General features: G+C 36.3%; 15 protein-coding genes. 11 read left to right on the forward strand and 4 right to left on the reverse strand.

Annotated features, from left to right (window positions below; genetic code table 11):
- Positions 1–71 precede the first annotated feature (71 nt).
- The 4 genes from ACYFX0_RS21865 to ACYFX0_RS21880 all read right to left on the reverse strand — a co-directional run bounded on the left by ACYFX0_RS21865 (position 72) and on the right by ACYFX0_RS21880 (position 2,524).
- Positions 72–539 (reverse strand): HXXEE domain-containing protein, encoded by a 468-nt coding sequence (locus tag ACYFX0_RS21865; protein ID WP_002083648.1) that lies wholly within the window; start codon positions 537–539, stop codon positions 72–74.
- Between the two features lie 61 nt (positions 540–600).
- Entirely contained in the window at positions 601–792 is a 192-nt protein-coding gene (locus ACYFX0_RS21870; protein ID WP_000544107.1) for a DUF3926 domain-containing protein, read from the reverse strand.
- Positions 785–1,966 (reverse strand): ArsA family ATPase, encoded by a 1,182-nt coding sequence (locus ACYFX0_RS21875; RefSeq protein ID WP_079997070.1) that lies wholly within the window; start codon positions 1,964–1,966, stop codon positions 785–787. The genes ACYFX0_RS21870 and ACYFX0_RS21875 overlap by 8 nt, the downstream gene beginning before the upstream one ends.
- A 75-nt stretch (positions 1,967–2,041) precedes the next feature.
- Positions 2,042–2,524: a MarR family winged helix-turn-helix transcriptional regulator gene (locus ACYFX0_RS21880; RefSeq protein ID WP_000942477.1), complete on the reverse strand. Its 483-nt coding sequence runs from the start codon at positions 2,522–2,524 to the stop codon at positions 2,042–2,044.
- Between the two features lie 231 nt (positions 2,525–2,755).
- Here ACYFX0_RS21880 and ACYFX0_RS21885 point away from each other — a divergent pair, with 231 nt between their 5' ends.
- From ACYFX0_RS21885 to ACYFX0_RS21935, 11 genes are all read left to right on the forward strand, one after another.
- Positions 2,756–2,992: a YiaA/YiaB family inner membrane protein gene (locus ACYFX0_RS21885; RefSeq protein WP_001254393.1), complete on the forward strand. Its 237-nt coding sequence runs from the start codon at positions 2,756–2,758 to the stop codon at positions 2,990–2,992.
- Positions 2,993–3,133: 141 nt separating this feature from the next.
- Complete coding sequence (gene gatC / locus ACYFX0_RS21890) at positions 3,134–3,424, forward strand: Asp-tRNA(Asn)/Glu-tRNA(Gln) amidotransferase subunit GatC (RefSeq protein WP_000086999.1); 291 nt, start codon at positions 3,134–3,136, stop codon at positions 3,422–3,424.
- 15 nt (positions 3,425–3,439) lie between these two features.
- Positions 3,440–4,897 (forward strand): Asp-tRNA(Asn)/Glu-tRNA(Gln) amidotransferase subunit GatA, encoded by a 1,458-nt coding sequence (gene gatA, locus ACYFX0_RS21895; RefSeq protein ID WP_000051441.1) that lies wholly within the window; start codon positions 3,440–3,442, stop codon positions 4,895–4,897.
- 14 nt (positions 4,898–4,911) lie between these two features.
- On the forward strand, positions 4,912–6,339 hold the full coding sequence (gatB, locus tag ACYFX0_RS21900) for an Asp-tRNA(Asn)/Glu-tRNA(Gln) amidotransferase subunit GatB (RefSeq protein WP_001047684.1): 1,428 nt from the start codon (positions 4,912–4,914) through the stop codon (positions 6,337–6,339).
- Between the two features lie 560 nt (positions 6,340–6,899).
- Entirely contained in the window at positions 6,900–7,805 is a 906-nt protein-coding gene (locus ACYFX0_RS21905; RefSeq protein ID WP_000977679.1) for a diacylglycerol kinase, read from the forward strand.
- A 140-nt stretch (positions 7,806–7,945) separates the two neighbouring features.
- Complete coding sequence (locus ACYFX0_RS21910) at positions 7,946–8,692, forward strand: HAD family hydrolase (protein WP_000416657.1); 747 nt, start codon at positions 7,946–7,948, stop codon at positions 8,690–8,692.
- Between the two features lie 154 nt (positions 8,693–8,846).
- Entirely contained in the window at positions 8,847–10,211 is a 1,365-nt protein-coding gene (gabT, locus tag ACYFX0_RS21915; RefSeq protein ID WP_187299011.1) for a 4-aminobutyrate--2-oxoglutarate transaminase, read from the forward strand.
- A 115-nt stretch (positions 10,212–10,326) separates the two neighbouring features.
- Complete coding sequence (locus ACYFX0_RS21920; protein ID WP_000225139.1) at positions 10,327–11,694, forward strand: sigma-54 interaction domain-containing protein; 1,368 nt, start codon at positions 10,327–10,329, stop codon at positions 11,692–11,694.
- Positions 11,687–13,138, forward strand: a complete 1,452-nt coding sequence (gabD, locus tag ACYFX0_RS21925; RefSeq protein ID WP_000358123.1) for an NADP-dependent succinate-semialdehyde dehydrogenase — start codon at positions 11,687–11,689, stop codon at positions 13,136–13,138. The genes ACYFX0_RS21920 and gabD overlap by 8 nt, the downstream gene beginning before the upstream one ends.
- A 47-nt stretch (positions 13,139–13,185) precedes the next feature.
- Positions 13,186–13,509, forward strand: coding sequence for a DMT family transporter (locus tag ACYFX0_RS21930; RefSeq protein WP_000263262.1), 324 nt, complete (start codon positions 13,186–13,188; stop codon positions 13,507–13,509).
- Between the two features lie 132 nt (positions 13,510–13,641).
- Positions 13,642–14,133 (forward strand): DUF4352 domain-containing protein, encoded by a 492-nt coding sequence (locus ACYFX0_RS21935; protein ID WP_000915104.1) that lies wholly within the window; start codon positions 13,642–13,644, stop codon positions 14,131–14,133.
- Positions 14,134–14,151: the final 18 nt, after the last annotated feature.

Genomic DNA, 14,151 nt, shown 5'->3' on the forward strand with positions numbered 1-14,151 from the left:
CAATTTTGTATAACGTAGAATCCAATGTTTGTTAAGTAGAGTAATGGACCAGGAGTTTTCCTGGTCTTTTTTTATGAATGAAAGTAGATAGCGAACAGTAAGGTAATCCAAATTATAATGGGATAAGAAAATAAGCTGAAAAGGAGTGTAATTACGAATTGCTTTTGATGAATTAAGTGTTTTTTTGATAAAAAAAAGAAAATAGAAAAGAGAGTAATGAAAAATGCTGATATTACGCCGGGGTTATAGGAGCGATAAATGAAAAACAAAATAATATGTTGAACAGAGTTAAAGAAGATGGCCCCTTGTATAAAAATAATCCAGCATATAGAAGACAAGAAGTTAAGTTGATATAGAAAGACGATAAGTAATACAAAGATTGTTAATACGGAAATGGCAATGAAGAATTGTTGGCTAGTTATAATACGGATTGAAAATTGATTAGCAAGATATTGTGGCATTTGGAAAGCTTCTTCAAGGTTATGAATGAAAAATAATAAGGGAATGATCCAGAGTATAGTAGTGGAATGCTTTTTCATCAACTTACATCACTCCAATAAAGTATAGAAAGCCTAAAAAAGGCCCTCTATACAGAGATAGTTATTCAATTATGATATTTTTTAAATTAACATCATGATGCTCTCGTTCTTTCGGATAAGCAGCTAGTTCCTCTTGTAAAATATTTAATATTTGCTTAGCTGATTGCTGGATTGGATTAGGTAGCTCTTCTAATATATGCATCCCGACTTTTACTTTTGTACGAATTACCCTTCGTAGTAATTCCTCATGCATGTACTACACCTCCAAAGCGAATATTTAGTACATCTTCTTCAAATTTTGCTCCTTGAATAGAAAGGTGTGTTAATGTTTTGGGTAACGTGATGTTCCGTTTAACAGAACCGGCTCGAATAATAAGTTCATCACCTTTTTGATTTAATGAAAGTTCACTTTTATTTGAGAAGGGAATAGAAAGAATGAAAATATAATCATCGCCATCTTTTTTTACATATTGTGTGCGGCCGTTAAATTTCACTTCAGTAGGACAATGATCAGTTTTAAATAAAGCATCTCCTACACGCTCTAACATAGGTAAACCAACAACTTCTTGTTCAAACATTGGAGCTTCGTAAATAGGAAGCGGCTGAAAACTATCTTGAATTAATGTTTTATATTTTTTTTGAGTATCTTTCCATGCTTGAAAATAAGGATCGGTGACAGTGTTAGGGATGACGCGGTTAATCATAATGGCATCTACGTTATAATCGTATAAATTTAAATAAGTAAAGCTACGCTGAGCTTCTTTAATGACCATTTTTTCGGGATTTACAACGATGCGGATACTTGTTATTTCTCGGTTTGATAAAATATCTCTCATTTCTCCGAGCTGTTCAAGTGTATTCGTTAATTCGTCCATAATATCATCGGTTGGAAGAGGAACACCAAGAAGTGGTTGAGCTACAGGGCGAACAACTTTTAAAACTTTTCTTTTAATAGGAAAGAGTTTTTCCATCCACCAGCTGAGCATGTCTGGAAAGCTGAGCATTGCTAATGTTTCTCCTGTTGGAGCACAATCAATGATAATAACATCATATGTGTTTTGTTTATAATAATCGAGTACGCGAAGTAAGCTAATTAAATCTTCCATACCAGGAAACATCGTTAACTCTTCTGTTGTAATATCATCAGCTGCTTTGGAAGTGAAGAGTAGCGTAATATATTTCTGTAATTTCCCCCAGCCTTTTTCCATCTCATAAATCGTATTAATTTCTTGTGCCCACAAATTTTCACGAATTTCTAATGGCTCAGAAGATAGCTTTATACCAAATGAATCTCCTAAACTATGAGCAGGATCTGTACTCATTACTAATGTTTTTAATCCTTGTTTTGCGCTTTGAAGCGCTGTTGCTGCTGAAATGCTAGTTTTTCCTACGCCGCCTTTACCTGTATACAAAATAATTCTCATTATTCTATCCCCTTTGTTTCGAGTGTCGAATATTACGAGTATCGAAATAAAATATTGAATAAAAACCCAACTAGGGTTTTATTCAATCGGAATGTTTTTCATTTTAGGTGTAGAAACCTTTTCTTCTGTTTTTTGCTGTGACGTAGCGATGTGATTCATGATCTTTTGGAAGATTTGTAGTAAGAATGCTTTTTCTTCTTCTGATAATGCTTCTGTCACTAGGTTAAAGTAATGGGCTGCATTTTGTTTTACTTCTTGGACGAGCATTACGCCGTTTTCTGTTAAACGAATTAATACAATGCGTCGGTCGTTTTCATCACGGTACCTTTCAATATATCCCTTTTTTACGAGGCGATTTACAACACCTGTCGTTGTACTCATCGGTATATCAAGAAGGTCAGCAATTTTTGTCATTGTAATATCTGTATTTCGCTCCATCCAAAGTAAACAAAATACTTCTGTTTTAGAAAGTGTTAAATCTAGGCTTACCCATTCTTCAGGATAGAAAAGTTTCTTGGCGTTATCTAGCAGTAAGTCTAAAAAATGTTCATATTGCAACAATTAATTCCACTCCCATATATTTCGAGGTTCGTAATATTTATTTTTATTTTATGTAGAATAGAAATAATTGTCAATGTTTTTGATTGATTTTTCAGATTAAAAAGAAAACTATCTTTAAAATAGTATTCTTTTATGATAGATTTATAAATATAAAACTAGAATTTACATAAAAATCCATCATGGTAAATATACTTATCTATAATGGGTATACAGCTAACGAGGGGGAGAACGATGAGAAGACGTAATACGCAAGCGTTCACATTTTTAGCATGGACTTCATTTGTTTGCGCGCTTTCAGGTATGCTAATTGGGATTTATACGTTAGATGAAACGCTTAGTGTAAAAGGATACTATTTAATTGGAACACTATTTTTAACGATGTCTTGTTTTGTGTTACAAAAAACAATTCGTGATAATGAAGAAGATAACGAGAGATTTCCGAAAAATAAACCGTTAGATAAAGAGTAAATTGTAAAGAAAGGCATTTGCCTTTCTTTTTTTATGTAAAAATGGCGTAAGTGCCGTGTGTTGACTTGCTTGAAGTACTGAAAATTTGGTATCATCAATAGTATTGTAGATTGAACGATATATTATGGAGGTGGCCTAGCCGTGTCAAGAATTTCCGTTGAGAATGTAAAGCACGTAGCACATTTAGCACGTCTTGCAATTACTGATCAAGAAGCTGAAAAATTTCAAAAACAACTAGATGCAATTGTTACATTTGCAGAACAGTTAAATGAATTAGATACAACAGATGTAAAACCAACAACTCATGTATTAACTATGAAAAATGTTATGCGTGAAGATGTACCAGAAAAAGGTTTACCAGTCGAAGAAGTATTAAAAAATGCACCGGATCACAAAGATAATCAAATCCGTGTTCCAGCAGTATTAGAATAGAGGAGGGGAATTTCGATGTCATTATTTGATCATTCAGTATCAGAGTTACATAAGAAATTAAACAACAAAGAAATTTCCGTTACGGATTTAGTAGAAGAATCTTACAAACGTATTGCGGATGTTGAAGATAACGTAAAAGCTTTTCTTACATTAGATGAAGAAAATGCACGCGCAAAAGCGAAAGAATTAGATGCAAAAATCGGCGCTGAAGATAATGGTTTATTATTCGGTATGCCAATTGGTGTAAAAGATAACATTGTAACTAACGGCCTTCGTACAACTTGTGCGAGTAAAATGTTAGCAAACTTCGATCCAATTTATGATGCGACAGTTGTGCAAAAGCTAAAAGCTGCTGACACGATTACAATCGGTAAATTAAACATGGACGAGTTTGCAATGGGTTCTTCAAATGAAAACTCAGGATTCTACGCTACGAAAAACCCATGGAACTTAGATTACGTTCCGGGCGGATCTAGTGGTGGTTCTGCAGCAGCTGTAGCAGCGGGAGAAGTACTATTCTCTCTAGGTTCTGATACGGGTGGTTCTATCCGTCAGCCGGCTGCATATTGCGGTGTTGTAGGTTTAAAACCAACTTACGGACGCGTATCTCGTTACGGATTAGTAGCATTCGCATCTTCACTTGACCAAATCGGACCGATTACACGTACAGTAGAAGACAATGCATACTTATTACAAGCTATTTCAGGTATTGACCGCATGGATGCAACTTCTGCAAATGTTGAAGTTGGAAACTATTTAGCTGGTTTAACAGGCGATGTTAAAGGTTTACGCATTGCTGTACCGAAAGAATACTTAGGCGAAGGTGTTGGCGAAGAAGCTCGTGAGTCAGTACTAGCTGCTTTAAAAGTATTAGAAGGTATGGGCGCAACTTGGGAGGAAGTATCTCTTCCGCACTCTAAATACGCTCTAGCAACGTATTACTTATTATCTTCTTCTGAAGCATCTGCTAACCTTTCACGCTTTGATGGCGTGCGTTACGGTGTTCGTTCTGATAATGTAAATAACTTATTAGATCTTTACAAAAACACACGTAGTGAAGGTTTCGGTGATGAAGTTAAACGTCGTATTATGCTTGGTACATTTGCCCTTAGCTCTGGTTACTATGATGCATATTACAAAAAAGCACAACAAGTACGTACATTAATTAAAAATGACTTTGAAAATGTATTTGCTAACTATGATGTTATTATTGGACCAACAACACCAACTCCGGCATTTAAAGTTGGAGAAAAAGTTGACGACCCAATGACAATGTATGCAAATGACATTTTAACAATCCCAGTAAACTTAGCGGGTGTTCCAGCGATTTCAGTTCCATGTGGATTCGGTGCTAACAACATGCCACTTGGTCTACAAATCATTGGTAAACACTTCGATGAAGCGACAATTTACCGCGTTGCACATGCGTTTGAGCAAGCAACAGACTATCATACAAAAAAAGCAAGTCTGTAAGGAGGCGAGCATAGATGAATTTAGAAACAATTATTGGTTTAGAGGTTCACGTTGAGTTAAAAACAAATTCGAAAATTTTCTCTGCGAGTCCAACAGAATTCGGAGCGGAGCCAAATACACAAACAAGTGTAATTGACTTAGGATACCCAGGGGTACTTCCTACTTTAAATAAAGAAGCAGTTAACTTTGCAATGAAAGCTGCAATGGCATTAAACTGTGAGATCGCAACGGAAACGAAGTTCGACCGTAAAAACTATTTCTATCCAGATAATCCGAAAGCTTACCAAATTTCTCAATTTGATAAGCCAATTGGTGAAAATGGTTGGATTGAAATCGAAGTAGACGGTAAAAAGAAACGTATCGGTATTACACGTCTTCATTTAGAAGAAGATGCTGGTAAATCAACGCATACAGCTGATGGTTCATTAGTAGACTACAACCGTCAAGGTATGCCTTTAATCGAGATCGTATCTGAGCCAGATATGCGTACGCCAGAAGAAGCATATGCATACTTAGAGAAGTTAAAATCAATCATTCAATATACTGGTGTATCTGATTGTAAGATGGAAGAAGGTTCTCTGCGTTGTGATGCGAACATTTCTCTTCGTCCAGTTGGACAAGAGAAGTTTGGTACAAAAGCGGAACTGAAAAACTTAAACTCATTCACTTACGTACAAAAAGGTCTTGAGCACGAGCAAGTGCGCCAAGAAAAAGAACTGTTATCTGGTGGTATCATCCAACAAGAAACACGTCGTTATGATGAAGCAACGAAGAAAACAATCTTAATGCGTGTGAAAGAAGGATCTGACGATTACCGTTACTTCCCTGAGCCAGACTTAGTTGAACTTTACATCGACGATGAGTGGAAAGAAGCAGTTCGAGCTTCTATTCCAGAACTTCCAGATGCGCGTAAAGCTCGCTACGTTGCAGAAATTGGCTTACCAGCTTATGATGCACACGTATTAACATTAACGAAAGAAATGTCTGATTTCTTTGAAGCGACTGTTGCAGACGGTGCTGATGCGAAATTAACATCGAACTGGTTAATGGGTGAAGTACTTGCATACTTAAACAAACAACAAAAAGAATTAAAAGACGTTGCATTAACGCCTGCTGGTTTATCTAAAATGGTTCAATTAATTGAAAAAGGTACAATTTCTTCTAAAATTGCGAAGAAAGTATTTAATGAATTAATCGAAAAAGGTGGAGACCCAGAAGAAATCGTTAAAGCGAAAGGTCTTGTTCAAATTTCTGACGAGGGTACACTTCGTAAAGTTGTAACAGAAATTCTTGATAATAATGGGCAATCTATCGAAGACTTTAAAAACGGTAAAGACCGTGCAATTGGGTTCTTAGTTGGTCAAATTATGAAAGCTACAAAAGGACAAGCAAATCCACCGCTTGTTAACAAAATCTTACTTGAAGAGATTAATAAGCGATAATAGTAGTGACTTTTAAAGATTAAGCAGAAAAACACCCGTACATGGGTGTTTTTCTAGGTTAATCAAACGTTTGTTTAAATGAGACAAAATCGTTTAAACAAACGTTTGATTAACTGTCAAAAGTGGAAAAATGTTTGTATAGCAACTATGGTATGATAGTTGCAAAAAGGTGGGAATAATGATAAATCTAAACATAGAGGTTTTTTTCATCTCATGAAATAATAGATAGTTATTATTCGTTATATGTAAATTTTTATGGAAGAATGGATAGAAATAAAGTGAAACTTTAATCAGTGGGAGGTTCATCCAAAGCTGATTATTAGCCCACACCAATCGGGCATTTACTGCCCACAAATAGCGGGATAAATTTTTTGGTCAAATAAAACAAAACCATTGAAATGAATATTTACTTTTGATGGACTACACGAATCGGGTTCTTACTGCCTGTTTGAGCGGGATAAAAGAAGGATAGCAAGATGAGAGGAGGTAGGCATGGGAATACTGAATAGAAGTTCGGTATGTTCTTTTTCGATGCATAAAGAAATTTCCTGTGCTAATAAATGATGAAGCGAGCAAGAATTATTTATAATCCTACTTCTGGGCGTGAGCTATTTAAGAAGAGCTTACCAGAAGTATTACAAAAATTAGAACAAGCTGGCTATGAGACATCTTGTCATGCGACAACGGGTCCTGGAGACGCTACTGTGGCGGCGAGGCAAGCTGCGGATCGTAAGTTTGATGTTGTTATTGCCGCTGGTGGCGACGGTACATTAAATGAAGTAGTAAACGGTTTAGTTGGACATGAATTCCGCCCGAAATTTGGAATTATTCCAGTTGGAACGACAAATGACTTTGCACGTGCGATTGGTGTACCTCGTTCTATTGAAGAGGCAGCAGATATTATTTGCGAAGGAAAAACAGTGCCATTAGACCTCGGTAGAGCGAACGATACATATTTTATTAACATCGCTGGTGGCGGTCGTATTACAGAATTAACATACGAAGTACCGAGTAAGTTAAAGACAGTATTAGGACAACTTGCTTATTACCTAAAAGGTATCGAGATGTTACCATCATTGCATCCGACATATGTTGAAATTGAGTATGATGGAAAGTTACTACAAGAAGAAATTACGATGTTTTTAATTACGAATACTCGTTCAGTAGGTGGATTTGAAAAGGTAGCACCGTATGCATCTATTAACGATGGGTTATTTGACCTATTAGTACTGAAAAAAGGTTCTATCGCTGATTTAATTAAAGCAGCAACACAAGCACAACGTGGTGAACATATTAATAATCCAAAAGTGTTATATACACAAGCGAACCGAATTAAAGTACATTCACCAGATAAACTAATGATTAATTTAGATGGTGAGTATGGTGGAGATGCACCGATGGAATTCGAAAATATATATCATTGTTTAGAACTATTTGTTCCTGAACATCAAGAGGATGCCTTGTAAAGGCATCCTTTTTTACTTTGTTAAAATGAATTGTAAATTGGGAGTTAGTTTGATTTTTATGGTATTTTTACAATTCTTTTATTTTACATCCATATTTTATTGATACACTGGAGGAGATAAGAAACGAGAGGTAGGATGCTATGGAGAAGGTAAAAGCAATACTATTTGATAAAGATGGGACATTAATGGATTTTCATTCAATTTGGATAAAAGTAGCTGAAGAACTTGTAGCTGAATGTATAAGTTTATATCATTTACCAAGTACAATAGGGCAGACCTTATTAGAAGAGATTGGTGTAGAGGGAGCATTTGTTAATCCGAGGAGTGCAATAGCTGCTGGAACAAGCCTTGATGTAGCGAAGGGGCTTTGTAATTATATTGAGTCTGCTAGAGAAGAAGAGATGCATCATTGGGTAAGTGAGAAGTTATTTTCCCTTATGTATGAGCATCGTTCGCATATGAAAATGACAGCAGATTTACCGAAAGTGTTACAGGCATTAAAAGATAAAGGATTTATATTAGGGGTTGTCACGGCGGATGATTTCGCACCAACAGAATTATTTTTAAAACAATATAAGTTGGAGAACTTTTTTGATTATATTATAGCCTCGGATACATTCCTTGCGCAAAAACCAGATAAAAAGATTATAGAAGTGTTTTGTGAGAAATTTAATTTAGAATCATGTGAGGTTGCGGTTGTTGGAGATACGCCAACTGATTTACATTTAGCTAAAAATGGTGGTGATTGCTATGCAATTGGGGTGCTATCTGGTACGGGAGACCGTCCAACATTAGAACCACTTGCTGATTTAGTGTTAGATTCTGTTGGAGAGTTTATTTCTCAATCGGGTGAGTTTTTCTGGGAGAAAGAAAAGTCTAATGTGTAAGGAAAATAAGTCTATAAAGACTCTTAATGAGTCTTTATAGACTTATTTTTTATGCCTGGATACAAAGAATATAGGATAAATGCTAGAAAGGAAAGTTGGCATACATTTTGCAATAAGAAGAGAAAACAATGTAAAGAAAAGGATGGGGTACGCAATGAACACAAAAAAATTTGCTAAAGTAAATGAACAAATTCCAGGACCGAAAGCGGCATCTTTATTGGAACGCCGTCAAAATATAGTACCAAAAGGAGTAAGTAACGGCATCCCAACGTTTGTACAATCTGCAAATGGTGCTCTTGTAACGGATGTTGATGGCAATCAGTACATTGATTTTGCAGGAGCAATCGGGACAATTAACGTAGGACATTGTCATCCAACGGTTAAAGAAGCGCTCCATAAACAAGTCGATCAATACATTCATACTGGATTTAATGTCATGATGTATGAGCCATATATTGAATTAGCGGAAAAGCTTGCGGCATTGGCACCAGGAAGTTTCGATAAGCAAGTCCTATTTTTAAATAGTGGTGCAGAAGCAGTTGAGAACGCGGTGAAAATCGCTCGTAAATATACGAAGAGACCTGGTATTATCGCATTTTCTAAAGGTTTCCACGGGCGTACATTAATGACAATGACGATGACAAGTAAAGTGAAGCCATATAAATTTGGGTTTGGTCCCTTTGCTCCAGAAGTATATAAAGCGCCATTTCCATACGAATACCGTCGCCCAGAGGGATTAACGGAAGAGCAGTATGATGATTTTATTATTGAAGAGTTTAAGAACTTCTTCATATCGGAAGTAGCACCAGAAACAATTGCAGCTTTTGTAATGGAACCTGTTCAAGGGGAAGGTGGATTTATCGTCCCAAGTAAGAAATTTGTTCAAGAAGTACGCCGCATTTGTTCAGAGAACGGCATCTTATTTGTAGCGGATGAAATACAAACAGGCTTTAGTCGTACAGGAAAATATTTTGCAATTGATCACTATGATGTCGTTCCAGATTTAATTACAGTGTCTAAATCATTAGGGGCTGGTGTACCGATAAGTGGTGTCATTGGACGTAAAGAAATTATGAATGAATCTGCACCAGGTGAACTTGGTGGAACGTATGCAGGAAGTCCATTAGGATGTGCGGCTGCATTAGCTGTTCTCGATGTAATAGAAAATGAGAAACTAAATGATAGAGCGATAGAATTAGGAAAAGTCGTAATGAACCGATTCGAAGAGATGAAAAATAAATATCATTGCATCGGTGATGTGCGTGGGTTAGGCGCAATGTGTGCATTTGAGGTCGTTCAAGATCGTAAGACGAAAGCACCTGACAAAACGTTAACGGCTAATCTATGTGCAGAAGCAAATAAGCGTGGGTTACTTTTATTATCAGCAGGAACGTATGGAAATGTTATACGTGTGTTAATGCCTTTAATTATTACAGATGAGCAACTTGAAGAAGGATTAACAATAATTGAAGAATCGTTGCAAGCTTGTTATGAGCAAACAAACATCGCTCGCGTTTAAAAACTGAAGTATAAATAGCAAACATTCTAGCTGACTCTATATTAAATGCAGAAAATTCACTTTATAATAAAGGTAGTGAAGTGGATCGATGGATTTGAAGTTAGGGGTGGCTAGGATGGTTGCAGAAAAGGAACGAGTGTTAATGGATTTAAAAGATGTATTTGAATATGCGTTTGACGAAATTTTTGTTACAGATGAGCAAGGGATCGTTGTGCGTGTAAATAGTACATGTGAAAGGCACTACCAACTAGCTGCCGAAGAGTTAGTGGGTAAGCATGTAAAAGAACTACAAAAGGATGGAATCTTTTATCCATCAGCGACATTAGAAGTGATTGAAAAAAAGAGGCCAATTGAACTCGTTCAAACTACAAAATCAGGAGAGTATTTACACGTTCGTACAAGGCCTGTTTTTGATGATGAGGGAAATTTAAGAAGAGTGATTAGTTATTCTCGCGACCTTACTGAACTCTATCAATTACGTCAAAAGGTAGAGGAAATGGATAATCAGCTAAAAACATATAAAAAAGAATTAAGAGAAACATATGAGCATGAAGGACTTATTTTTAAAAGTCTAGCTATGCAAAAAATAGTCGATACAATCAAAAAAGTATCTGTAGTGGATAGTACTGTTCTCGTTTTAGGCGAGACTGGAGTAGGAAAAAGTCGATTAGTACGCCATTTACATGAGGTGAGTCATCGGAAGAATGAAAGTTTCTATGAAATTAATTGTGCGGCATTGCCAACTAATTTAATTGAATCGGAGCTTTTTGGATATTCAGGTGGATCTTTTACAGGTGCAAATCGTGAAGGGAAAAAGGGACTATTAGAATCCGCGCATAAAGGAACTCTTTTTTTAGATGAAATCGGTGAAATGCCGATTGAAATTCAAGCGAAGCTTTTGCAAGTATTGCAAGAAAAAACATTTCGTCCTATAGGCGGAAGAGAATTAAAAAAAGTGGATGTTCGAATTGTCGCGGCAACAAATAGAGATTTAAGCGAGATGGTGAAACAAGGAACATTTCGGAAAGATTTATACTATCGTCTGAATGTCATTCCAATTGCAATTCCCCCGCTTAGGGAAAGAACAGAAGATATTTTACCGCTTATTTATCATTACTTGCAGCACTTTAATAAAAAGTACGGACGTGATGTGAAACTAGCACCGGGTACATTACAAATGTTTGTTGGATATCCGTGGGAAGGAAACAATAGAGAAATAGAGAATGTAATTGAGAGAATTGTTATTACTGTCGATGATGTTGTAACGGTAGAGGATTTGCCACTCTCTATGCAAGAGGCTGCAGTTGAACAATCGGGGCAAAGCCTTTATAAAATGCTGGAAGAGGTAGAGAGAAATATTATTCTTAAAGCGTATAAAACGTATGGATCAAGTTATAAAGTGGCTGAGTTTTTGCAAATTAGTCAATCTGCTGCTACTAGGAAAATTAAGAAGTTCATAGAGGGGGAAGAAAACATTGGATAAAAAGGCGACTTTCGTAAGTATAGATAAAAAGGCGATGTATATAAATGGTGAGTGGATTACACTACAAGAACAAATTGAAGTAAATAATCCTGCGACGAAGGAAATATTTGCAACTGTACCAAAAGGCGGAGTAACAGAGGCAAAGCAAGCTGTTGATGCTGCACATGAAGCTTTTAAAACGTGGTCTAAGTTAACGGCAGCGGATCGTGCAGCGAAGTTAAAAAAGTGGTTCACACTTATTGATGAAAATAAGGAAGAGATCGCAGCGATTATGACGAAGGAACAAGGAAAGCCGTTTGCAGAAGCGCTTGGTGAAGTAAATTATGCAAATAGCTTTGTTGAATGGTATGCAGAAGAGGGGAAACGTGTATATGGTGAAATGATTCCTGCTTCTCATCCGAATAAGCGCATTTTAGTTATGAAGCAACCAGTTGGCGTTATGGCAGCTATTACACCATGGAACTTTCCAGCTGCTATGATTACGAGAAAGGTAGCCCCAGCGCTTGCAGCAGGCTGTACAGCAGTTGTAAAACCTGCAAGTCAAACACCACTAACTGCATTAAAATTAGCTGAATTAGCACATGAAGCGGATATTCCAAAGGGTGTAATTAATATCGTAACAGGTAGTGCAAAAGCAATTGCTGATACGTGGATGGAAGATGGTCGTGTGCGAAAAGTGTCCTTTACAGGGTCAACGGAAATCGGAAAAGAGTTAATGGCTAGTGCGGCGCAAACGATGAAAAAAGTTTCACTTGAGTTAGGTGGTCACGCTCCGTTTATCGTAATGAATGATGCAGATTTAGATAAAGCAGTAGAAGCGGTGATTGGTTCGAAATTCCGTAACGCAGGACAAACGTGTATATGTACAAACCGAGTATTCGTTCAAGAAGAAGTATACGAAGTATTTGTAGAGAAGTTCCAAAAGGCAGTAGGGCAGTTGAAAGTAGGAGACGGTTTCGGTGACGGAACGACTGTCGGACCACTTATTGATGAGAATGCAGTTTCAAAAGTACAAGAACATATTGAAGATGCTATTCAAAAAGGTGGAACAGTTTTATATGGTGGTCAAAAGGTCGCAGAGTTAGAGGGACATTTCATTCAACCGACTGTAATTGGGTTGGCAAATGATACGATGCTTTGTATGAACGAAGAAACATTTGGGCCAGTGGCACCAGTTGCGAAATTTAAAAAAGTTGATGAAGTAATCGAACGTGCAAATAATACACCATACGGTTTAGCTGCGTATATTTTCACGAAAGACATTAGCCAAGCATTCCAAATTAGTGAAGCGCTAGAGTACGGTATTATTGGTCTAAATGACGGTCTTCCATCAGTTGCACAAGCACCATTCGGTGGCTTTAAAGAAAGTGGTATCGGCCGTGAAGGAGGCCATTTCGGCATCGAGGAATATTTAGAAATTAAATATATTTCATTAGGACTATAAGTAGTATACTAGAATCTCTATAAGGTAACAGAGAAGGAGATTCTAGTATGGTATATTGGCTATTATTACTTGTTACAATTATTTTTGAAGTGGCTGGAACAATTGCGATGAAACTATCAAATGGTTTAACAAAGCTCGTTCCAAGTGTATTGATTTTCGTATTTTATGGAATTTGTTTCAGCGTGTTCGCCATCGTTGTGAAGAAGATTCATTTAAGTATTGCTTATGCTATTTGGTCTGGCGTTGGAACATTACTTATTACAATCATTAGTGTGTATTTTTTTAAAGAGCACATTAGCTTATTCCAAGCATTTTGTATTCTTTTTATTGTTTTGGGTGTCATTGGTCTTAAGGTTTCATCGGCATCCTGAAAGCTATCTTTTGTAGAAGATAGCTTTTTTCTATTTGTGCAGTTAGCAATTAATACGACAAAATATGACAAGAAAGAGTAAAGCGTTTTGTTATGATACATATGAAATATTGTCTTATGTGGAGGAAAGAGTATGTTAAAAAAGGTGAGTCAAATTGTTTTAATTTTTGGCATAGCTTTTAGTTTAAGTGCTTGCACTGAGACTAAAGATAGTAATGAAAGTAAACAAGAAGATGTTCAAGATAAAGTGTATAAAATAGGGGAGACAGTAGACGTAGATGGTTTGCAAGTAACTATCGATTCAGTTAAATTAGGATATCCGGATTATGATGAGGATAAAAAGAAAGAAGAGATTTTGGGGATTATTTTCAAAGTAGAAAATAATAGTAAAAAGGAAATACCTTTTGCATTTTATGAATTTGAGATTACCGATAAGAAAGGTACAAGATTTAAAGAATATAATAACCCTGATAGCTTTATTAGTAAAAAGTTAGCACCAGATGAAAAAATTCAAGATATCATGCTATTTGACGTAGCGAAAGAAAATACGTATATCGCTACGTATAGACCGGAGTTTACGCGTGAAAATAGAACGATAAAATTTGAATTGAAACCAAATAAATAAAAAACACATTGGATTATC

This window comes from Bacillus sp. NEAU-Y102 (assembly GCF_054788175.1).